Annotated in this window: 19 protein-coding genes; 10 read left to right on the top strand and 9 right to left on the bottom strand. The window is 58.3% G+C overall.

Annotated features, from left to right (window positions below):
- Nucleotides 1-80 precede the first annotated feature (80 nt).
- Entirely contained in the window at nucleotides 81-2,402 is a 2,322-nt protein-coding gene (locus AC07O1_RS25170; RefSeq protein WP_495090528.1) for a hybrid sensor histidine kinase/response regulator, read from the top strand.
- Here the strand turns inward: AC07O1_RS25170 and AC07O1_RS25165 are convergent.
- The 3 genes from AC07O1_RS25165 to msrB form a co-directional block, all read right to left on the bottom strand.
- Nucleotides 2,386-2,847: a MarR family winged helix-turn-helix transcriptional regulator gene (locus tag AC07O1_RS25165; protein ID WP_495090527.1), complete on the bottom strand. Its 462-nt coding sequence runs from the start codon at nucleotides 2,845-2,847 to the stop codon at nucleotides 2,386-2,388. The two genes, AC07O1_RS25170 and AC07O1_RS25165, sit on opposite strands and share 17 nt — an antisense overlap.
- Nucleotides 2,844-3,329 carry a glutathione peroxidase gene (locus AC07O1_RS25160; RefSeq protein ID WP_494992455.1) on the bottom strand — a complete coding sequence of 162 codons (486 nt, stop codon included), beginning with the start codon at nucleotides 3,327-3,329 and terminating at the stop codon, nucleotides 2,844-2,846. The genes AC07O1_RS25165 and AC07O1_RS25160 overlap by 4 nt, the downstream gene beginning before the upstream one ends.
- A gap of 230 nt (nucleotides 3,330-3,559) precedes the next feature.
- A complete protein-coding gene (gene msrB / locus AC07O1_RS25155; protein WP_495090526.1) occupies nucleotides 3,560-3,955 on the bottom strand; it encodes a peptide-methionine (R)-S-oxide reductase MsrB in 396 nt (131 codons plus the stop codon).
- Nucleotides 3,956-4,177: 222 nt separating this feature from the next.
- Here msrB and AC07O1_RS25150 point away from each other — a divergent pair, with 222 nt between their 5' ends.
- Both AC07O1_RS25150 and htpX read left to right on the top strand, forming a co-directional pair.
- Nucleotides 4,178-5,389, top strand: a complete 1,212-nt coding sequence (locus tag AC07O1_RS25150; protein WP_494992457.1) for a pyridoxal phosphate-dependent aminotransferase — start codon at nucleotides 4,178-4,180, stop codon at nucleotides 5,387-5,389.
- A 306-nt stretch (nucleotides 5,390-5,695) separates the two neighbouring features.
- The gene (gene htpX, locus AC07O1_RS25145) at nucleotides 5,696-6,583 is read left to right on the top strand and encodes a protease HtpX (RefSeq protein WP_494992458.1); all 888 of its coding nucleotides are present in this window, start codon (nucleotides 5,696-5,698) and stop codon (nucleotides 6,581-6,583) included.
- A gap of 90 nt (nucleotides 6,584-6,673) precedes the next feature.
- Here htpX and AC07O1_RS25140 read toward each other — a convergent pair whose 3' ends face one another.
- The gene (locus AC07O1_RS25140) at nucleotides 6,674-7,330 is read right to left on the bottom strand and encodes a thiopurine S-methyltransferase (protein WP_495090525.1); all 657 of its coding nucleotides are present in this window, start codon (nucleotides 7,328-7,330) and stop codon (nucleotides 6,674-6,676) included.
- Between the two features lie 102 nt (nucleotides 7,331-7,432).
- Between AC07O1_RS25140 and AC07O1_RS25135 the strand changes: the two genes are divergently transcribed.
- Nucleotides 7,433-8,200, top strand: a complete 768-nt coding sequence (locus tag AC07O1_RS25135; protein WP_495090524.1) for a DODA-type extradiol aromatic ring-opening family dioxygenase — start codon at nucleotides 7,433-7,435, stop codon at nucleotides 8,198-8,200.
- A gap of 177 nt (nucleotides 8,201-8,377) precedes the next feature.
- Here the strand turns inward: AC07O1_RS25135 and AC07O1_RS25130 are convergent, their stop codons facing one another.
- Nucleotides 8,378-10,051, bottom strand: coding sequence for a DEAD/DEAH box helicase (locus tag AC07O1_RS25130; RefSeq protein ID WP_494992461.1), 1,674 nt, complete (start codon nucleotides 10,049-10,051; stop codon nucleotides 8,378-8,380).
- Nucleotides 10,052-10,472: 421 nt separating this feature from the next.
- On the opposite strand from AC07O1_RS25130, the gene AC07O1_RS25125 reads away from it, so the two are divergent.
- On the top strand, nucleotides 10,473-11,264 hold the full coding sequence (locus AC07O1_RS25125; RefSeq protein ID WP_495090523.1) for a crotonase/enoyl-CoA hydratase family protein: 792 nt from the start codon (nucleotides 10,473-10,475) through the stop codon (nucleotides 11,262-11,264).
- Between the two features lie 144 nt (nucleotides 11,265-11,408).
- Here AC07O1_RS25125 and AC07O1_RS25120 read toward each other — a convergent pair whose 3' ends face one another.
- Nucleotides 11,409-12,164, bottom strand: a complete 756-nt coding sequence (locus tag AC07O1_RS25120; RefSeq protein WP_495010650.1) for a spermidine synthase — start codon at nucleotides 12,162-12,164, stop codon at nucleotides 11,409-11,411.
- Nucleotides 12,165-12,325: 161 nt separating this feature from the next.
- Between AC07O1_RS25120 and AC07O1_RS25115 the strand changes: the two genes are divergently transcribed.
- Nucleotides 12,326-13,672: a class II 3-deoxy-7-phosphoheptulonate synthase gene (locus AC07O1_RS25115; protein WP_494992464.1), complete on the top strand. Its 1,347-nt coding sequence runs from the start codon at nucleotides 12,326-12,328 to the stop codon at nucleotides 13,670-13,672.
- A 135-nt stretch (nucleotides 13,673-13,807) separates the two neighbouring features.
- On the opposite strand, the gene AC07O1_RS25110 is transcribed toward AC07O1_RS25115, so the two are convergent.
- On the bottom strand, nucleotides 13,808-15,037 hold the full coding sequence (locus AC07O1_RS25110) for a winged helix-turn-helix domain-containing protein (protein WP_495090522.1): 1,230 nt from the start codon (nucleotides 15,035-15,037) through the stop codon (nucleotides 13,808-13,810).
- 64 nt (nucleotides 15,038-15,101) lie between these two features.
- Nucleotides 15,102-15,323, bottom strand: a complete 222-nt coding sequence (locus AC07O1_RS25105; RefSeq protein WP_495090571.1) for a DUF1127 domain-containing protein — start codon at nucleotides 15,321-15,323, stop codon at nucleotides 15,102-15,104.
- A 70-nt stretch (nucleotides 15,324-15,393) separates the two neighbouring features.
- On the opposite strand from AC07O1_RS25105, the gene AC07O1_RS25100 reads away from it, so the two are divergent.
- Nucleotides 15,394-16,275: a LysR substrate-binding domain-containing protein gene (locus AC07O1_RS25100; RefSeq protein ID WP_495090521.1), complete on the top strand. Its 882-nt coding sequence runs from the start codon at nucleotides 15,394-15,396 to the stop codon at nucleotides 16,273-16,275.
- Here the strand turns inward: AC07O1_RS25100 and AC07O1_RS25095 are convergent.
- Nucleotides 16,265-17,014: a sulfite exporter TauE/SafE family protein gene (locus tag AC07O1_RS25095; RefSeq protein ID WP_495090520.1), complete on the bottom strand. Its 750-nt coding sequence runs from the start codon at nucleotides 17,012-17,014 to the stop codon at nucleotides 16,265-16,267. The two genes, AC07O1_RS25100 and AC07O1_RS25095, sit on opposite strands and share 11 nt — an antisense overlap.
- Before the next feature lie 108 nt (nucleotides 17,015-17,122).
- Here AC07O1_RS25095 and AC07O1_RS25090 point away from each other — a divergent pair, with 108 nt between their 5' ends.
- The 3 genes from AC07O1_RS25090 (at nucleotide 17,123) to AC07O1_RS25080 (ending at nucleotide 19,368) form a co-directional block, all read left to right on the top strand.
- Nucleotides 17,123-18,079 carry a LysR family transcriptional regulator gene (locus AC07O1_RS25090; protein ID WP_494992480.1) on the top strand — a complete coding sequence of 319 codons (957 nt, stop codon included), beginning with the start codon at nucleotides 17,123-17,125 and terminating at the stop codon, nucleotides 18,077-18,079.
- A gap of 70 nt (nucleotides 18,080-18,149) precedes the next feature.
- On the top strand, nucleotides 18,150-18,611 hold the full coding sequence (locus AC07O1_RS25085) for a MarR family winged helix-turn-helix transcriptional regulator (protein ID WP_495090519.1): 462 nt from the start codon (nucleotides 18,150-18,152) through the stop codon (nucleotides 18,609-18,611).
- Nucleotides 18,612-18,948: 337 nt separating this feature from the next.
- Nucleotides 18,949-19,368 (top strand): organic hydroperoxide resistance protein, encoded by a 420-nt coding sequence (locus AC07O1_RS25080; protein ID WP_495090518.1) that lies wholly within the window; start codon nucleotides 18,949-18,951, stop codon nucleotides 19,366-19,368.
- Nucleotides 19,369-19,480: the final 112 nt, after the last annotated feature.

Raw genomic sequence — 19,480 nt, 5'->3', positions numbered from 1 at the left:
GTCAGGTTCTGCCGATAATCACCACTGTTCAGCTATGATTGATCGGCGAAGGGAAACGGAAAAAATTGGCTCAGCACTCCATGGATATCAAGTTCACCAACCGCCTGTCTTACAAACAAGCCAGGCTCACTGTGCTGGTCGGTTTCATTCTGGGAGCCCTGCTCAGTCTGCTGCAAATAGGCATCGATTATGCCAGCGAAGACGCCTCCATCAACCGGGAAATACGCTCTCTTCTGGAAATCAGCCATAACCCGGCCTCGCGGATCGCCTACAACATCGACGCCGAGCTCGCGCAAGAGTTGACCCTTGGCCTGCTCCGCTCTCCGGCGATCATCAGTGCGCAATTGATCGATAACAACAACACGATCCTTGCCAGTGTAAATCGCCCCGGGATGCAAAGCAGATACCGGCTGATCAGCGACTTTCTCTTTGGTGCCAATCGCCAATTTGAAGACCGGCTCTATCTCGATTACCTGCCCGGCGAATCCCTCGGCACCTTGCATTTGGAGGTTGATACCTACGCTTTCGGCAGCCGCTTCCTGCGCAGGGCCGAGGTGACCCTGCTCAACGGCTTCTTCCGCAGTCTGATCCTGACCGCAATTCTACTGGCGCTCTTCTACGTCATGCTGACCAAACCCCTGGTTCGGGTTATCCGCGCACTCAGCGGCAGTGACCCTCGAAGCACCGACCAGGCGCGACTGGATTTCCCACTGGGCCACGAAAACGATGAAATCGGCGTATTGGTCAAAGTCGCCAACCAGCAGTTCGAAAACATGGCCACCGAGATTCAGCAGCGACGCAATGCCGAGAACCGCTTGACCGATTATCTCGGGCAACTGGAGAGCATCGTCTCCGCGCGTACCAGCGAACTGAAAGCGATCAACACTCGCTTGAGCCAATCCAACGAAGAACTCGAAATTGCCCGCAGCACGGCACTCGACATGGCGGAGGCGCGCTCGGTGTTCCTGGCCAATATGAGTCATGAAATTCGCACTCCGCTTAACGGCTTGCTGGGAATGATCGCCCTTTCTCTGGACAGCCCCCTGACTGCCGAGCAACTGCAGCAACTGTCGATTGCCCACGACTCTGGCAAGGTATTGGTGGAGTTACTCAACGATATTCTCGACCTGTCGAAGTTCGACGCCGGTCAACTGGAGCTTGAACGCATCCCCTTCGACCTCGGCGTGCTGGTCGAAGACACGGCCAACCTGCTATCGCAGAATGCCGCACCGAGCGTTGAACTGGCCTGCCTGATCGACCCGCAGTTTCCGGCATTGGTGCTGGGTGACCCGACACGTGTACGGCAAATCGTCAGCAACCTCTTGTCCAACGCTCTGAAGTTCACCCGCTTCGGCCGCGTCGATGTACGCCTGAGCACACATGAAGACGGCGTCAGAATCGAAGTCTGCGATACAGGTATCGGCATTGCGCAGGACGCGCAGGTCAAAATATTCCAACCTTTTACCCAGGCAGGAGCCGGCATTACCCGGCAGTTCGGCGGTACCGGCCTGGGTCTCGCCCTGACCTACAACCTCTGCGAAGCCATGCAGGGCCGTCTGAGCATCAGTTCGGAAGCGGGTTTCGGCAGCCAGTTCTGCGCCGACCTGCCGTTACCTTGCCATACCCCCGCACCCACTCCGGCGCCACTGCAAGGAAACGTCATGGCGATCACCGCCGCTGGTAGCGGTCTGGCCGAACTGTTGAACAGTTTGCTGCCCGGATGGGGACTGGACTATCAACGACGCAACATCGATGACTCGCTGATCGGGCTCACGCCTGATCTGCTGATCACCGACTGCCCTGAATGCCTGTTAGGGATACGTCCCGCCATCCAGACGCCAATTCTGCTGGTGACCGCCTACGGCAGTTTTATGCCAACCGAAGAAGCCAGCGCTCTGGCACCCTTACAGCAGCAGGCTCGACCGCTGGCACGCAACGCGCTTTATCAAACCCTGCGGCGGACCCTGCAAGCGCAGACCACCACCATCAACGAAGCACAGCTTGAAACCCTGTCACCCCAGCGGCGGGCATGCATCCTGTTGGTGGAAGACAACCCGGTCAACCAGCTCGTGGCCAAAGGAATGCTCGGCAAGCTTGGCTGCGAAGTGACCGTTGCAGCACATGGCGCCGAGGCCCTGGACCAGCTTGAGCACAGTAGTTTCGACCTGGTGTTAATGGACTGCAATATGCCGGTCATGGACGGTTATGAAGCCAGCCGGCAGATCCGCCGCAGTGGTCGCTGGCCTGATCTGCCTATCGTCGCACTGACTGCCAATGCCATGCCCGAGGAGCGAGAACGCTGCCGCGCGGCCGGGATGAGCGACTATCTGGCTAAACCGTTTCGGCGCGAAGAGCTGGCTGCCCTGCTCGAACTATGGGTGCCCGTTACGACAGCGCTTTGATCTGCCCCAATAAATGGTCCAGACCGCTGCGCAGCTCACTCAAGCGATCCAGATCCACACCGCTGTCGCACAACAGACGCGCCTTGAGCGGCGCGACCCGCTCGCGCAGGGCCAACCCGGCACCGGACAGACTCAAGTGCACTTCACGCTCATCGCGCGCCGAACGCTGACGCTGCACTAACGTCATCTGCTCAATGCGTTTGAGCAACGGTGTGAGCGTCCCGGAGTCCAGGGCCAACCGCTCGCCAAGGGCTTTCACCGTCGGTTGCTCAGGCGGCGAGTCCTGCCATTCCCACAACACCAGCATGACCAGGTATTGCGGGTAGGTCAGCCCCAACTGGTCGAGCATCGGCTTGTAGGCACGAATGACTGCCCGGGAAGCGGCGTACAACTTGAAGCACAGCTGGCTGTCGAGTTTGAGCGAATCAGCTGACAGACCATTCATTTGAGCAACGCTTCAATCTCGCTCGTCAGATCCTGCGGCTTGGTCGCCGGAGCAAAACGTTTGACGACCTGACCGTCCTTGCCGATGAGGAACTTGGTGAAGTTCCACTTGATGCCTTGAGAGCCGAGCAGGCCCGGAGCGCGTTTTTTCAACTGCACGAACAATGGATGAGCGTCGCTTCCATTGACCTCGATCTTCTTGAACAGCGGGAAGCTGACACCAAAGTTCAGCTCGCAAAACTCGGAAATGGCCCCCTCATTTCCCGGCTCCTGTTTGCCGAACTGGTTACACGGGAAGCCGAGCACCACCAGACCCTCGTCCTTGTAATTCTGCCAAAGCTCCTCCAGACCTTTATATTGCGGCGTGAAACCGCACTTGCTCGCAGTGTTGACCACCAGGACGGCTTTGCCGGCAAAGTCGGCCAGGGTCTTTTGCTCGCCTTTGATGGTGGTGCAGGGAATGTTCAGCAAATTGTCAGTCATGGCGCAGGCTCCTGAAACGGAAATGTGAGACAACCATAGTGAGCAATTGAATTGCGTGCAATTTAATTATCGGCAACGTCACCCGGGATATCACGGCTGGCGCTAACTATATGTAGGAGCCGAGCTTGCTCGCGATGGATTTGAAGCTGACGCGTTTCGTCAGGAAGTACACGTCATCGTTTACGACCATCGCGAGCAAGCTCGGCTCCTACAGGGGGGCGTACAGCCGATCAGGCTCGCGCAACGAGATCCAGGCACACCGAATTGATGCAGTAGCGCAAGCCCGTCGGTGGCGGACCATCAGGGAACACATGCCCCAAATGTGCATCGCATTTGGCGCAGACCACTTCGGTACGAACCATGCCGTGGCTCACATCACGAATCTCGACCATGGCGCTCTCGCCTATTGGCTGATAGAAACTCGGCCAGCCGCAGCCAGAATCAAATTTTGCCCTGGAGTCAAACAACGGCTCATTGCAGCAAATGCAGTGATAAACACCATCGGTCCTGGTGCCGTTGTACTTGCCCGAGAACGGTCGTTCGGTGCCTTTGAGGCGACAAACGTTGTACTGCTCCGGATCGAGCATGGCGCGCCATTCTTCAAGGGTTTTTTCCAACTTTTCCATCGTCTTACCTCTGCAACTGAAAAAGCCTGATCTGTATCTTTTCCACGGATCAGGCGGCACGTATGATTGCGCCTCGTCAAACGCCAGTCTGGCAGCCGTGTAACGCGCATTCAAACGGATTTTCACGCTGCGATACCGGTTACAGGCCTGTGTGAGAACGCAGGATTCCCAGTACGGTAGTTCAATGCCGCCTGGATCGTTCATTTTCAGGAACACATCGCCATGCAGGTCAGCAAATCGAACAAGCTCGCCAACGTCTGTTATGACATTCGCGGCCCAGTGCTCAAGCACGCCAAACGTCTGGAAGAGGAAGGCCATCGCATCCTCAAGCTGAATATCGGCAACCCGGCGCCTTTTGGTTTCGAGGCACCGGACGAAATCCTCCAGGACGTCATCCGCAACTTGCCGACCGCGCAAGGCTACAGCGACTCCAAGGGCCTTTTCAGCGCCCGCAAGGCCGTTATGCAGTACTACCAGCAAAAGCAGGTAGAAGGCGTCGGTATTGAAGACATTTACCTGGGCAACGGCGTTTCCGAGCTGATCGTGATGTCGATGCAGGCCCTGCTCAACAACGGTGACGAAGTACTGATCCCGGCACCCGACTATCCGCTGTGGACCGCAGCCGTGACCCTGGCCGGCGGCAATCCGGTGCATTACCTGTGCGACGAGCAAGCCAACTGGTGGCCGGACCTGGCCGACATCAAGGCCAAGATCACCCCGAACACCAAGGCTATGGTGATCATCAACCCAAACAACCCGACCGGCGCGGTGTACTCCAAGGAAGTTCTGTCGGGCATGCTTGAACTTGCCCGCCAGCACAAGCTGGTGGTGTTCTCCGACGAAATCTACGACAAGATTCTCTACGACGATGCCGTGCATGTTTGTACTGCTTCGCTGGCTCCGGATCTGCTCTGCCTGACCTTCAACGGCCTGTCCAAGTCCTACCGTGTAGCGGGTTTCCGTTCCGGCTGGGTCGCCATTTCCGGCCCGAAACACAATGCCCAGAGCTACATCGAAGGCATCGACATGCTGGCCAACATGCGCCTGTGCGCCAACGTGCCTAGCCAGCATGCGATCCAGACCGCCCTCGGTGGCTATCAGAGCATCAATGACCTGGTCTTGCCGGCGGGCCGTCTGCTGGAACAGCGCAACCGTACCTGGGAACTGCTCAACGACATTCCCGGCGTCAGTTGCGTCAAACCGATGGGCGCGCTGTACGCCTTCCCTCGGATCGACCCGAAAATCTGCCCGATCCACAACGATGAAAAATTCGTTCTCGATCTGTTGCTCTCGGAAAAGCTGTTGGTGGTCCAGGGTACCGCCTTCAACTGGCCATGGCCGGACCACTTCCGCGTCGTGACCCTGCCGCGAGTGGATGATCTGGACCAGGCCATTGGCCGGATCGGTAATTTCCTGAAATCTTACCGCCAATAAGCACTGTTACGCTGTGCGACTGTTGCAAAGTCGCACAGCGATTAATTCAGCAACATATCTCCTTTTTCCCTAAACACATGCTCTTCTGTGCCCGTGCTGTTTCCATGGTCTGCCATCGCACCCAACTGCGACGGGACCCTCAGCGCTAAAAGCGCGTGCCCGATCAATATCGAAAAAACCCTGCAAGGGTCTAAAATCCGACTGTAAGACACAGTTTGAAATAGTCACCTGGTTGAATAGCCCGGTGCCGCACCTTATATACCCCGCAGTACGCTACATATTTAGCATGAGGAGATTTCTACAACCATGATGCGCATATTGCTGTTTTTGGCCACTAACCTGGCGGTCGTGCTGATTGCCAGCATCACCCTGAGCCTTTTCGGCTTCAACGGGTTCATGGCGGCCAACGGGGTTGACCTCAACCTCAATCAGCTGCTGGTTTTCTGTGCGGTCTTTGGTTTCGCGGGTTCCTTGTTCTCGCTGTTCATCTCCAAGTGGATGGCGAAGATGGGCACCAGCACCCAGATCATCAGCCAGCCGCGCACTCGCCATGAACAATGGTTGCTGCAAACCGTCGAGCAGCTGTCCCGCGAAGCCGGGATCAAGATGCCCGAAGTCGGGATTTTTCCGGCTTACGAGGCTAACGCCTTTGCCACTGGCTGGAACAAGAACGACGCACTGGTCGCCGTCAGCCAGGGTCTGCTGGAGCGCTTTTCACCGGATGAAGTGAAAGCGGTGCTGGCCCACGAAATCGGCCATGTAGCCAACGGCGACATGGTGACACTGGCGCTGGTACAAGGCGTGGTGAACACCTTCGTGATGTTTTTCGCGCGAATCATCGGCAACTTCGTCGACAAGGTTATTTTCAAGAACGAAGAAGGCCAGGGCATCGCCTACTACGTGGCGACGATCTTCGCCGAACTGGTACTGGGCTTCCTGGCCAGCGCAATCGTCATGTGGTTCTCGCGCAAACGCGAATTCCGCGCAGACGAAGCCGGCGCCAGCCTGGCCGGCACCAGCGCAATGATCGGCGCCCTGCAGCGCCTGCGTTCGGAGCAAGGCCTGCCGGTACACATGCCGGACACCTTGACTGCCTTCGGTATCAACGGCGGCATCAAGCAGGGCCTGGCTCGCATGTTCATGAGCCACCCACCGCTGGAAGAGCGTATCGACGCACTGCGCCGTCGTGGCTGATAGCCTTCATTGAAGCACCCAAAGGGGCGACGCAAGTCGCCCCTTTTTCGCCTCCAAAGAATTCGACCACTCCAGCGTTTACGACCTGGGTCAGTTCTTCAACAGACGATAAACCCGCTCATCCAGGCGCGTGACACCGCTCTGGAGGAACTTCCAGCTCTCTGCGAGGACGTCTCGTTCTTCTACGACTCGAAGCTGCCAGTAATCGCCAAGCAGGCTTCTTGTTTCAGCATCGACCACCGCAAACGGTGGCCCGGCCATCTGTATCTGGTCGTAGTCCAGAGTAATCAGCAACCCCTTACAACCCGACGGCAGGATCCGGTTCAGATGTGCCGCGTACTGCTCGCGCATTTCCGGTGGCAGGGCAATCAGCGCCGCCCGGTCATACAACGCTGCACAATCAGCCACATGCTCAACGCTCAAGGCAAAGAAGTCCCCGCACCACAACTCTATCGAGCCCACCTGATAGACCGTGAAAGCACCCTGCTGACTGATCTGTGGCTCAAGTTGCTGATCGCTGAAGAAATCCGTCACGGCCTTTTCTGACAACTCGACGCCCAGCACCTGATGACCGCAACTGGCGAGCCACACAAGGTCCAGACTTTTCCCACACAATGGCACCAGCACCCGCGAGCCTGCCGCCAACCCCAACTTAGGCCACAACCGCGGCAGGTAGGGGTTTACCTCGGACAGATGAAAGCCGATCTGATTGAGCTCCCAACGCTTGTGCCAAAATTCCGGTTGCATAAATCACCCTGAAAATTCGATCAAAAGGCACTAAAACTTATATTAGATTTAGATCAATGATCTGACTGAAGATGATGTCATCTTAACGCTCAGGAACCTCTTATGCTCCCTAGCCTGTTTATCTCCCATGGCTCGCCAATGCTAGCACTGGAACCCGGTGCCAGCGGCCCGGCTCTGGCACGTCTGGCCGCCGAATTACCCAGACCCAAAGCCATCGTGCTGGTTTCAGCCCACTGGGAAAGCCAGGAGCTGCTGGTCAGTGGTAACCCTCAGCCGGAAACCTGGCATGACTTTGGTGGCTTCCCACCCGAGTTGTTTGCCGTACAGTATCCAGCTCCCGGTGAGCCAGAGCTCGCAGCGCAGGTAGTCGACTTACTCAAAGCCGACGGGCTGCATGCCCGGATTGACGCCAAGCGCCCGTTCGACCATGGCGCCTGGGTTCCACTGTCTCTGATGTATCCGCAAGCCGAAATTCCGGTGGTACAAGTTTCGCTTCCAAGTCGTCTTGGGCCAGCCCTGCAAACCCGCGTCGGCCATGCGTTGGCCAGCCTGCGCGAACATGGCGTACTGCTGATCGGCTCCGGCAGTATCACCCACAACCTGCGCGAGCTGGACTGGCACGCCGGCCCGGAAAGCGTAGAGCCCTGGGCCAAAGCCTTTCGCGACTGGGTGATCGACAAACTCGCCGCTGACGACGAAGCAGCCCTGCATGACTATCGCCAGCAAGCGCCCTATGCCGTGCGCAGCCATCCCAGCGACGAGCATTTGCTTCCGCTGTATTTCGCCCGTGGTGCCGGCGGCGACTTCAGTATTGCCCATCAAGGCTTCACCATGGGTGCGCTGGGGATGGACATCTATCGGTTTGGCTAGATGATCGTTCCCACGCTCGCGCGTGGGAATGCATCCGGTGACGCTCTGCGTCACACCCAAAGCGGACGCGGAGCGTCCATGGCGGCATTCCCACGCAGAGCGTGGGAACGATCAGGCATAAAAAATCCCCGAACCAGTCGGGGATTTTTTATGCTCGATTGATCAGCTCAGCGCGGATCAGTCTTCGCGATAACGACGCAGTTTCAACTGCTTGCCGGCAACGCGAGTGTCCTTCAGTTTGGTCAGCAGACGCTCCAGACCATCTTCCGGCAACTCTACCAGGCTGAAGCTGTCACGCACCTGAATGCGACCGATAGCTTCACGCGCCAGACCACCTTCGTTAAGGATTGCGCCCAGCAGGTTCTTGGCAGCGATACCATCACGCGCGCCCAGCGCGGTACGGCAACGAGCACGACCTTCAGCCAGCGGAACCGGAGCGCGACGCTCACGATCACCACGGTCCGGACGATCACCGGAACGCTCTGGACGATCGCCACGCGGTGCATTGTTCGGCACCAGTGGACGCTCTTTCTCGATGGCAGCCAGGGTCAGTGCCTGAGCGTTGGTAGCCTTGCGCAGCAGAGCAGCGGCCAGTGCACGCGGGGTGCAACCGATGTCGGCAGTCAGACGATCCAGCAGCTCACCGTGAGTCGACTCGGCATCAGCAACCAGCGGCGACAGGCTGTTGGTCAGTTTCTTGATGCGTGCATCGAGAACGGCCTGAGCATCCGGCAGGCGGACTTCAGCAACCTTTTGACCGGTTACACGTTCGATCACTTGCAGCATGCGGCGCTCACGCGGAGTCACCAGCAGCAGTGCACGACCTTCGCGACCGGCACGGCCGGTACGGCCGATACGGTGAACGTAGGACTCTGGATCGTATGGCATGTCCACGTTGAATACGTGGGTGATACGCGGAACGTCCAGACCACGGGCAGCAACGTCGGTCGCCACAACGATGTCCAGACGGCCATCCTTGAGGGACTCGATCACGCGCTCACGCTGGTTCTGGGCAATGTCACCGTTCAGCGCAGCGGCTTTGTAGCCTTTGGCTTCCAGCGCACTGGCCAGGTCCAGGGTCGCTTGCTTGGTACGCACGAACATGATCAGCGCGTCGAAATCTTCCACTTCCAGCAGGCTCAATACAGCCGAGGTCTTCTGGTCAGCGTGAACCAACAGGTGAGCCTGTTCGATCGCGGTAACGGTCTGAGTCTTGGTCTGGATCTTGATGTGCTTCGGATCGCGCAGATGGCGCTCAGCGATGGCACGGATCGACTGCGGCAAGGTGGCCGAGAACAATACGGTCTGACGGGTTTCCGGCATGGCCTTGAAGATAACTTCCAGGTCGTCCATGAAGCCCAGTTTGAGCATTTCGTCGGCTTCGTCGAGAACCAGGTGGTTCACGGTCGCCAATACTTTTTCGTCGCGACGCAGGTGGTCGCACAGACGACCCGGAGTGGCGACAACGATCTGTGCGCCATTACGGATGGCTTTCAATTGCGGGCCCATCGGCGCACCGCCGTAGACAGCCACAACAGTTACGCCCGGCATTTGCTTGGCGTAGGTTTCGAAAGCGGTTGCAACTTGTAGCGCCAACTCACGAGTTGGGGCCAGGATCAGAGCTTGCGGCTCGCGCTTGGACGGATCAATGCGGTGCAGAATCGGCAGGGCGAACGCAGCGGTTTTACCCGTACCGGTTTGCGCCTGGCCAATCATATCGTGACCGGCGAGAATGATCGGGATCGACTGCTGCTGAATGGCCGAAGGCTCTTCATAGCCGGTAGCGACTACTGCAGCGACAATATTGGGATGAAGTTCAAGAGCGGCGAAGCCGCCGATTTCCTGGGTCATGGGTCTGCCTCTAAGTGCATCCGCAAAGACCCATGCTCCAAAGCTGCGCGTGCCGTGTTGAGACTCAAGAGTCGCCCTGGCAGCTTTGTCGGCGGGGATTTGCGAAAACGTTTGAATGAATGGATCGTCAAGGATAGTCCGCAGAGCGAACAAGCAACCGAAGCTGGCTTCGGGGGAATTGCTATACCTAAACGTGGCCCGGTTAAAGGCCGGCGCGCACTATACCGGAATTACTGAAAAAAGGGAGAAGTTTTTATAAGAAAAAGCAGCTGCACGCCTCTCTGTCACGGGCTTTGCGGATAATCCTCCAAGCGTCTACTTTTCAGAGGCCCGGCCCTATTGGTCACGACGCTTAAACGGTTCATCTTTCAGGCTGAGACCTTCGGTCTGAAACACCCTTTTCCGCCCAAGGATATGCCCCATGAATCAGCTCAATCCAAGTCGCGTCAGCCGTGAACAGCGCGGTCATATCCTGTTGATCGGCCTGGACCGCGTTGCCAAACGTAACGCCTTCGACCTCGATCTGCTTAACGAACTCAGCCTGGCCTATGGCGAGTTCGAACGTAATGCCCAGGCTCGGGTAGCCGTGGTGTTCGGTCACGGCGAACACTTTACCGCCGGGCTGGATCTGGCGAATGTCGGCGCCGCTCTGGCTAACGGCTGGCAGGCGCCGACCGGCGGCTGCGATCCATGGGGAGTGTTCGCAGGCCCCAGGGTCAGTAAGCCGGTGATCGTCGCCGTACAAGGCTACTGCCTGACCATCGGCATCGAATTGATGCTGGCTGCCGATATCAACCTGTGCGCCAGCAATACGCGTTTCGCCCAGATGGAAGTCCAGCGCGGGATCTTCCCTTTCGGTGGCGCCACCTTGCGCCTGCATCAAATCGCCGGCTGGGGCAACGCCATGCGCTGGCTGTTGACCGGCGATGAGTTCGACGCTCATGACGCCTTGCGGCTAGGTCTGGTCCAGGAAGTGATGGCCAGCGAAGACCTGTTACCCCGCGCACTGGAGTTGGCCCAACGTATCGCCAGGCAAGCACCCTTGGGCGTTCAGGCGACCTTGATGTCCGCCCGCCAGGCACGCCTTGAAGGCGAAACCGCCGCCGCTCAAGGTTTGCCGCCACTGGTCAAGAAGCTGCTGAATAGTGAAGACGCCAAGGAGGGGCTGCGAGCAATGGTCGAAAAACGTCCCGGCGTATTCAAAGGCTGTTGAGATCTGTGCCTGATGTGCCAGCAGTCATACCGCCATCGCGAGCAAGCCCGCTCCCACACTGGATCTGTATTGATCACAAAACTGTGAACACACTGAAGTCTAATGTGGGAGCGGGCTTGCTCGCGATGGCGGCCTTACAGACAACTAAGTAGCGGGGCGGATTACCTTGATCAGCGATTGCAGCGAGTAGCCCAGTCGCGGCGCGAGGGCTTCGGCCCGGGCGGTCAGGCCGTCCATATCCAGGGTTTGATCCAGATCCGCGGGAACCATCAGGATCACATTGCCCTCCTTCACCGGCAGCTCCCAATAATGCCGGTGATAAAGACCACGCAGCAAAGCCGCGCCCAATGGCTTGCCGTCATCGGTAGCCCATTGATTGATCACCAACCAGCCACCCGGATTCAGACGTTTCTGACAGTTTGCCAGAAAGCCCCAGGCCAGATGCCCGACGCCCGGGCCGACATCAGTGTAGAGGTCGACGAAGATCAGATCCGCGGGCTCGGCAGTGTCGAGCAGCTCCAGGGCATCGCCGACACGGATATAAAGTCGCGGGTCGTCATCCAGACCCAGGTATTCGATGGCCAGGCGCGGAACGTCCGGGCGAAGCTCGATGGCTTCGACATCTTCCAGCGGCAGGAACTTGAGGCAGGCCTGGGTCAGCGTGCCCGCGCCAAGCCCCAGAAACAGTGCACTTTCCGGGGTTTCGTGGCACAGCGCACCGATCAGCATGGCCCGGGTATAGTCATACTCCAGCCAGCTTGGGTCGGCGGTGAACACACAACTCTGTTCGATGGCATCGCCAAATTCGAGAAAGCGGTAATCCGCCACTTCCAGCACCCGAATCATGCCAAAGTCATCGTGCACCTCAGCGAGCAGGCGCTCGACGCGCTCCTCAGTCATCTCATCTCCTAACCGCCACCGGGCTCAACCTCGGCAACGCGATAAATCCAGTCGCTCGGCACCGAGCGGGAAAGGCGCGATTGTCCGCGAACCAACGGGAACAGGTCACGCACTAATTACTGATAACATGGATGTCCGACCGTAAAACACTAGAGTCCATGATGAGCCAACCCTGGAGCCCTGACAGCTGGCGCGCCCTGCCGATCCAGCAACAACCCCATTACCCTGACGCTGCGCACTTGTTGCAGGTCGAGCAAAGCCTGGCCAGTTATCCGCCGTTGGTGTTTGCCGGTGAAGCCCGGGAGTTGCGCCGTCAGTTTGCCGAGGTGACTCAGGGTCGGGCATTTCTGCTGCAAGGCGGTGATTGCGCAGAAAGCTTTGCCGAATTCTCTGCGGCAAAAATCCGTGACACCTTTAAAGTATTGCTGCAGATGGCGATTGTCATGACCTTTGCGGCGGGCTGCCCGGTGGTCAAGGTCGGCCGCATGGCCGGGCAATTTGCCAAACCGCGGTCCTCCAACGATGAAACCATCAACGGCGTGACCCTGCCGGCTTACCGTGGCGACATCGTCAACGGCATCGGTTTCGATGAAAAAAGCCGCGTGCCGGATCCGGATCGTTTGCTGCAGGCCTACCATCAGTCCACTGCAACGCTGAACCTGCTGCGCGCCTTTGCCCAGGGCGGTTTTGCCGACCTGCATCAAGTTCATAAATGGAACCTGGATTTTATCGCCAACTCGGCCCTGGCCGAGAAGTACAGCCACCTGGCTGATCGCATTGATGAAACCCTGGCCTTCATGCGAGCCTGTGGCATGGACAGCTCACCACAACTGCGCGAAACCAGCTTTTTCACAGCTCACGAAGCGCTACTGCTGAACTACGAAGAAGCCTTCGTGCGGCGCGACAGCCTGACCAACGATTACTACGACTGCTCGGCGCACATGCTCTGGATCGGCGACCGCACGCGCCAGCTCGACGGCGCCCACGTCGAGTTCCTGCGCGGGGTGAACAACCCGATCGGGGTCAAGGTCGGTCCGAGCATGAACACCGAGGAGTTGATTCGTCTGATCGACATCCTTAACCCGGACAACGATCCCGGCCGCCTCAACCTGATCGTGCGCATGGGCGCGAACAAGGTTGGCGACCATCTGCCGCAGCTGATCCGTTCAGTGGAAAGCGAAGGCAAGAAAGTGCTGTGGAGTTCCGACCCGATGCACGGCAATACGATCAAAGCCAGCAGCGGCTACAAGACCCGCGACTTCGCGCAGATCCTCAATGAAGTGAAACAGTTCTTCCAGGTGCACGAAGCGGAAGGTAGTTATGCCGGCGGTATCCATATCGAAATGACCGGACAGAACGTCACCGAATGTATCGGCGGCGCACGGCCGATTACCGAGGATGGCTTATCGGACCGTTATCACACCCATTGCGACCCACGAATGAATGCCGATCAGTCGCTGGAACTGGCGTTTTTGATTGCCGAGACGTTGAAGCAGGTTCGCCGTTGAGTCAGTAGGTTTTTCGTCACCTGATACACCGCCATCGCAAGCAAGCCCGCTCCCACATTAAATCTGCGTAAACCCATCATTTTGTGATCAACGCAGATCTAGTGTGGGAGCGGGCTTGCTCGCGATGGCGCCGGGTCAGTCACCACTGAGCTCAGTTAACGCCACCCGCAACCGTATCGCACTGGCCCGCGGGCAGTTCAACTGAATCTCCGGCAAGCCCAACCAATCAGCCATCTGTCGCAGATTCTTGGCCAACGCCCGCATCCCCTGCTCATCCAGCCCTGGCTCTTCCTCATGCACAGCATGCACCGCCAGCCTTCCCTGAGCCCGTTCAGCCCGTAAATCGACCCGAGCCGCAATTCGTTCGTTGTAAAGAAACGGCAGCACGTAATAGCCATACACCCGTTTGGACTGAGGCGTGTAGATCTCCAGCCGATAGCGAAAATCGAACAAACGTTCGGTGCGGCTACGCTCCCAGATCAGTGAATCAAACGGCGAGAGCAAGGCGCTGACCTCGACTGCGCGCGGGACTTTCGGCACGGGCAGGCAATAGGCCGGTTGCCGCCAACCCTGAACATCGCAAACCACCAACTCACCCGCCTCGACCAACTCAGCCAGACGCGCGCGGCTGTCGACAGGTGAAAGCCGAAAATAATCGCGCAAGTCCTTGTCAGTGCCGACCCCCAGCGCACTCGCGGCATGCACAAGCAGCCCGCGCTGGGCCTCGGCTTCACTGAGTAGCGGTTGCTGAAGAGTCGCTGCTGGAATGACCCGCTCGGGTAAATCATAAAGACGCTCGAAACCACGACGCCCTGAAACAGTCACTTCACCGGCGGCAAACAACCACTCCAGCGCATGCTTCTCGGCACTCCAGTCCCACCAGGGGCCCGCCCGCTCCTGACGCGTCGACAAACTGCCAGCGCCAAGAGCCCCTCGCTCCTCAACCAGGGTCAATACTCGACGAATCGTCTCCTGCTGCTCCCGCCCGAATCTGGCCATTTGTTGATAAATGCCCTCCCCTTGCCTCGCCCGCTGCATGCGCCAACGCATCAAGGGATACATTGATAGCGGCAGCAAAGACGCCTCATGCCCCCAATACTCGAACAACGTGCGCCGTCGGCCCTGACTCCAGGCAGCCTGATCAAGCAAATCGGATGAATAGTGACCAAGGCGCGAGTACAGAGGAAGGTAATGCGAGCGCACCAGAGCGTTGACCGAATCGATCTGCAGGATGCCCAGACGTTCGATCAACCGGTTGAGTTGAGGCGATTTGACCGTCGCTGGCGGCTGGCGCCCGGAGAAACCTTGGGCGGCCAGCGCCAGACGCCGAGCCTGTTTGAGAGAAAAGGATAGTTCTGCGGGCATGTGTATCTCCATGTCTGCTCGCAAACTACCCCACCACGAAGCCGCTTGTGTAGTTGTCCGATAATCATTTGCGCATCGGGTCGTCCCAGAATGGGCGTACGGTTTCCTGCTCGACATCGGCCCGACTGATCCCGATATCCTTCAACGCCTCGTCGCTCATCCTCGCCAGCAGCGCACGCTCACGATTGAGCTGATGCCAGCGGGCGATTTTCTCCATCAAAGGACGCAGGGAAAAACCATGGAATGAAAATTTTTCGACCAGTAGATAACCTTTTTGACCTTTCATCATGTTGCCCTCCAGTGGGGATGACTAAAGTCTCGTCCTGGAGCTAAGATCAATCCAACGAATGTTTCTTATGCAATACATCTCAGAGATTGATCAATTGGCCAACTACCCAAGCATCGACACCGAAGTCCTGCGCACCTTCGTCGCGATCGCCGACCAAGGTGGCTTTACCCGCGCTGGTGAATTGGTCAATCGCACCCAATCGGCGGTGAGCATGCAGATGAAGCGTCTTGAAGAAGACGTCCTGCAACGCCAGCTGTTTCAGCGTGATGGGCGCCAGGTACGGCTGACCGCCGAGGGTCAGGTGCTGCTCGGTTACGCCCGGCGCATCCTGAAACTGCACAGTGAAGTGTTCAATACGCTGCGCGAACCGCACATGGTCGGCACGGTGCGCATCGGTACGCCCGATGACTATGTGATGCGCTTTTTGCCGGGGATTTTGTCGCGCTTCGCGCAAGCCTATCCCTTGATCCAGATCGAAGTGCATTGCGAGTCATCAAAACAACTTCTGCAACGCCAGGACCTGGACCTGTCCATCGTCACCCGCGAACCGGGCAGCGAGATTGGCCAGTTGCTGCGCAAGGAGCGTTTTGTCTGGGCCGAGGCACAATGCTTCAGCCCCCACGAACAAACGCCGCTGCCGCTGGCGATGTTCAACAGCGATTGTTTCTGCCGGATTTGGGCCTGCAACGCCCTGGATGCTGCCGGGCGCGACTATCGCATCGCCTATAACAGTTCCAGCCTCTCGGCGCTCATGGCGGTGGTCAGCGCCGGCCTGGCGGTCACCGCGCAACTGGAGAGCCTGATCACCTCGGATATGCGCATCCTCGGTGATGCCGAAGACCTGCCGCTCTTGCCTGAAGCCAGCATCATGCTGGTGCGCAACCTGAACGCACCATCGCCCATTACCGAGTGCCTGGCCGAGCACATCGTCGAAGGCTTCAAACTTTAAACGTGAGCATCACCGCACAGAACACCAGGAAGCCGCAAAACAGCCCGCGCAAGAGTCGCTCCGGCATGGCGTGGGCAATTTTCACCCCCCAACTGATGCTCAACAAACCGCCAGCCGCCAAGGGCAAACCAATCATCCAGCTCACCTGGTGATGGAGCGCGTAGGTCACCAACGTGACGCCGGTACTCGGCAAGGCCAAGGCCAGGGACAAGCCTTGGGCAATGACCTGGCTGGTGCCAAACAGGCTGGTCAGCACCGGTGTGGCGACCACTGCCCCGCCGACACCAAACAATCCACCCATGGTCCCGGATGCGGCGCCCAACACGCCCAGCCAGGGCCACGAGTAACGCATCTGCGCCGAGACCGGGGCGTTGACCATGAACATTCGCGCAAGGTTGTAGACTGACAAGGCGATCAGAAACGCGACGAAGCCAATGCGCATCACTCGCGCATCGATGCCCACTGCCCAGATTGAACCCAGCCAGGCGAAGCAAAAGCCCATCAAGGCCAGGGGCAACGCGTGGCGCAGCTCAATGCGATTGCGCTGGTGATAGCGCCACAAAGCCAACATCACGTTCGGCACCACCATGACCAACGCCGTGCCTTGAGCAATTTGCTGATCCAGACCAAACAAAACACCGAGCACCGGAATCGCGATCAAGCCGCCGCCGATACCGAACAAACCGCCCACGGTACCCAAGGCTGCGCCAAATGCCAGATACATCACTAACTCAATCACAGGCGATCCCCTCACGTCTGGCTTTGCATGCTACGCAGTCTGTACTGGCGTGGAAACGCACAGAAACGCACAATGGCTATGCCCAACTCGCACAAGCAAACCCCAGGCATGAACCCCAATATCCTCACCGATCAGCTCGGCCTGTTTCTCGATGTACTGGAAACCGGCAGCTTCTCTGCCGCCTCGCGTCGCCATCCGTTGACGCCATCGGCGGTAGCCCGGCGCATCGACAGCCTTGAGAGTGCAGTCGGCAGCCAACTGTTCACCCGTAGCACCCATGCCGTGCGCGCGACACCGGCTGGCCTGGCATTTGCCGAGCGAGCACGACGTATAGTTGCCGAATTGCGTCTGGCCCGGGCCGAAGCCGTCTCCCTGAGCAATGCCCCGGAAGGACTGATTCGCGTGGACGCCCCGGCCGCTTTTGGCCGACGCCACCTGGCGCCGGTGATTGCCGACTTCCTGGTGGTCTATCCTGGACTGGATGTTCAACTGCACCTGATCGACAGCTTTGTCGATATGCAGGGTTCGAACCTGGGCAAAGTCGATCTGGTGCTGCGGGCCGGGCAAATGGCCGATACCCGATTGGTCGCCACGCCCTTGGCCAGTATGGTGCGGATTGCCTGCGCCAGCCCTGCCTACCTGAAACGCCGCGGTGCGCCGATTCATCCCAAGGAACTGAGCGAGCACGATGGCCTCGACTGGGATGGTCTGGCGCCCCCTTTCGCCTGGCGTTTCGAGCTGGACGGGCAACTGCAACAGCACCGCCCGCAGCGCATGCGCATGAGTGCCAATAATGCCGAAGCGCTGCTCTTCGGCGCACTTGCAGGGCTGGGCATCGCCCACCTGCCGACCTGGCTGATCAGTGAGCACCTGCTGCGCGGTGAGTTACTACCACTGTTTTGCGAAAGTGGGCTGCCCAAACCGGAAACCACCGGTATTTATGCCTTGCGTCTGGAACAGCAAGCCAACTCCCGCAGTCGGTTGTTGCTGGAGTACCTCAAGGGCCGGTTCAGCCCGATCCCGCCTTGGGATCTGGCACTGCAAAGCGATCTCGGTTGGCGCTGACCCAAAAATTATCTAGCGCATTAAAGATTCGCCCGCTAGATTCAGGACAAGTAATGATCAAGGCCTCAAAATGACTAGCGTTAGCTCCACCCCCGATAACTGCGACCAACTGCTGCTCGACAACCAGCTATGTTTCGCCCTGCACTCCACATCGCTGTTGATGACCAAGGTCTACAAGCCGCTGTTGCAAGCTTTAGGTCTGACCTATCCGCAATACCTGGCGATGATGGTGCTATGGGAACGCGACGGATTGACCGTAGGCGAGATCAGCACCCGCCTGCTGACGGACCCGGGGTCACTGACACCTCTGCTCAAACGCCTCGAAGCCGAAGGCTTGTTAAGCCGCACCCGCAGCCGTGAAGACGAGCGCGTGGTGATCGTTGAATTGACCGCGCAAGGCCACGCCCTGCGGGACAAGGCGCGGGATATTCCACAATGCATCCTTGGCGCGAGCGGCCAGACCCTGGACCAGATACGCAAGTTGCAGGCCGATTTGCTGGAATTGCGCAGTCATTTGCAAGACAGCCTGTAAGCGCTCACCCGCGCTTTCGTCACTCCCCCGCGACTAACGCGAACCTTCGCTGGAATGCGTTGAGCCTGAAATTCCTTAAGCTTACTGGCATCAGGAGCTGGCCGCGAAGGCGCCCTCCCAGCCCAACAAAATTCATCACGACGAAAATTTTCCGAGCGCTACTCAAGCGCTCTAAACCAAGCCTCACACCGACAGTCATCCTTCAGCTTCTGCGCGCTGAACGTTGCTTGCATAAAAATTATATTGCGCGCTAACTATTTGCGAGCTACATTTATCTCGCACTTACTTAGCGCGCAAACCTTTAGCGCATAAATCCATCAAAAAAGAGGCTTACACCATGCAAACTCTCTACACCGCTGTTGCAACTGCTACCGGTGGCCGTGATGGCCGTGCTGTTTCCAGCGACAACGTCCTCGACGTCAAGCTCTCCACCCCGAAAGAACTTGGGGGAGCCGGCGGCGAGGCAACCAACCCTGAGCAGCTGTTCGCTGCCGGTTACTCCGCCTGCTTCATCGGTGCACTGAAATTTGTCGCGAGCCAAACCAAGCGCAAAATCCCCGACGACACCTCGATCACCGCCCATGTCGGCATTGGCCAGATTCCGGGCGGCTTCGGACTGGACATAGACCTGCATGTCAGCCTGCCAGGTCTGGAACAAGCTGATGCGCAAACACTGGTCGACGCCGCACACCAGGTCTGCCCTTACTCCAACGCCACTCGCGGTAACGTAGACGTTCGCCTGCACGTCACTGTCTGAGTGCTCGCACCCAACAGACGTGTCTAGTCCTGAAATTGATCGTTCCCACGCTCTGCGTGGGAATGCCGCCCCGGACGCTCTGCGTCCGCTGTAGAGGTGACGCAGAGCGTCA

The organism is Pseudomonas sp. GW821-FHT07G10 (assembly GCF_059418545.1).
Note: the sequence above shows the minus strand (reverse complement) of the source record. Positions and strands in the feature narration are given on the sequence as shown.

What these genes read in the sequence shown, in the direction of transcription:
- AC07O1_RS25170 (WP_495090528.1), top strand. Translation starts at nt 81, where the DNA reads ATGGATATCAAGTTCACCAACCGCCTGTCTTACAAACAAGCCAGGCTC.
- AC07O1_RS25165 (WP_495090527.1), bottom strand. Translation starts at nt 2,847, where the DNA reads ATGAATGGTCTGTCAGCTGATTCGCTCAAACTCGACAGCCAGCTGTGC.
- AC07O1_RS25160 (WP_494992455.1), bottom strand. Translation starts at nt 3,329, where the DNA reads ATGACTGACAATTTGCTGAACATTCCCTGCACCACCATCAAAGGCGAG.
- msrB (WP_495090526.1), bottom strand. Translation starts at nt 3,955, where the DNA reads ATGGAAAAGTTGGAAAAAACCCTTGAAGAATGGCGCGCCATGCTCGAT.
- AC07O1_RS25150 (WP_494992457.1), top strand. Translation starts at nt 4,178, where the DNA reads ATGCAGGTCAGCAAATCGAACAAGCTCGCCAACGTCTGTTATGACATT.
- htpX (WP_494992458.1), top strand. Translation starts at nt 5,696, where the DNA reads ATGATGCGCATATTGCTGTTTTTGGCCACTAACCTGGCGGTCGTGCTG.
- AC07O1_RS25140 (WP_495090525.1), bottom strand. Translation starts at nt 7,330, where the DNA reads ATGCAACCGGAATTTTGGCACAAGCGTTGGGAGCTCAATCAGATCGGC.
- AC07O1_RS25135 (WP_495090524.1), top strand. Translation starts at nt 7,433, where the DNA reads ATGCTCCCTAGCCTGTTTATCTCCCATGGCTCGCCAATGCTAGCACTG.
- AC07O1_RS25130 (WP_494992461.1), bottom strand. Translation starts at nt 10,051, where the DNA reads ATGACCCAGGAAATCGGCGGCTTCGCCGCTCTTGAACTTCATCCCAAT.
- AC07O1_RS25125 (WP_495090523.1), top strand. Translation starts at nt 10,473, where the DNA reads ATGAATCAGCTCAATCCAAGTCGCGTCAGCCGTGAACAGCGCGGTCAT.
- AC07O1_RS25120 (WP_495010650.1), bottom strand. Translation starts at nt 12,164, where the DNA reads ATGACTGAGGAGCGCGTCGAGCGCCTGCTCGCTGAGGTGCACGATGAC.
- AC07O1_RS25115 (WP_494992464.1), top strand. Translation starts at nt 12,326, where the DNA reads ATGAGCCAACCCTGGAGCCCTGACAGCTGGCGCGCCCTGCCGATCCAG.
- AC07O1_RS25110 (WP_495090522.1), bottom strand. Translation starts at nt 15,037, where the DNA reads ATGCCCGCAGAACTATCCTTTTCTCTCAAACAGGCTCGGCGTCTGGCG.
- AC07O1_RS25105 (WP_495090571.1), bottom strand. Translation starts at nt 15,323, where the DNA reads ATGAAAGGTCAAAAAGGTTATCTACTGGTCGAAAAATTTTCATTCCAT.
- AC07O1_RS25100 (WP_495090521.1), top strand. Translation starts at nt 15,394, where the DNA reads ATGCAATACATCTCAGAGATTGATCAATTGGCCAACTACCCAAGCATC.
- AC07O1_RS25090 (WP_494992480.1), top strand. Translation starts at nt 17,123, where the DNA reads ATGAACCCCAATATCCTCACCGATCAGCTCGGCCTGTTTCTCGATGTA.
- AC07O1_RS25085 (WP_495090519.1), top strand. Translation starts at nt 18,150, where the DNA reads ATGACTAGCGTTAGCTCCACCCCCGATAACTGCGACCAACTGCTGCTC.
- AC07O1_RS25080 (WP_495090518.1), top strand. Translation starts at nt 18,949, where the DNA reads ATGCAAACTCTCTACACCGCTGTTGCAACTGCTACCGGTGGCCGTGAT.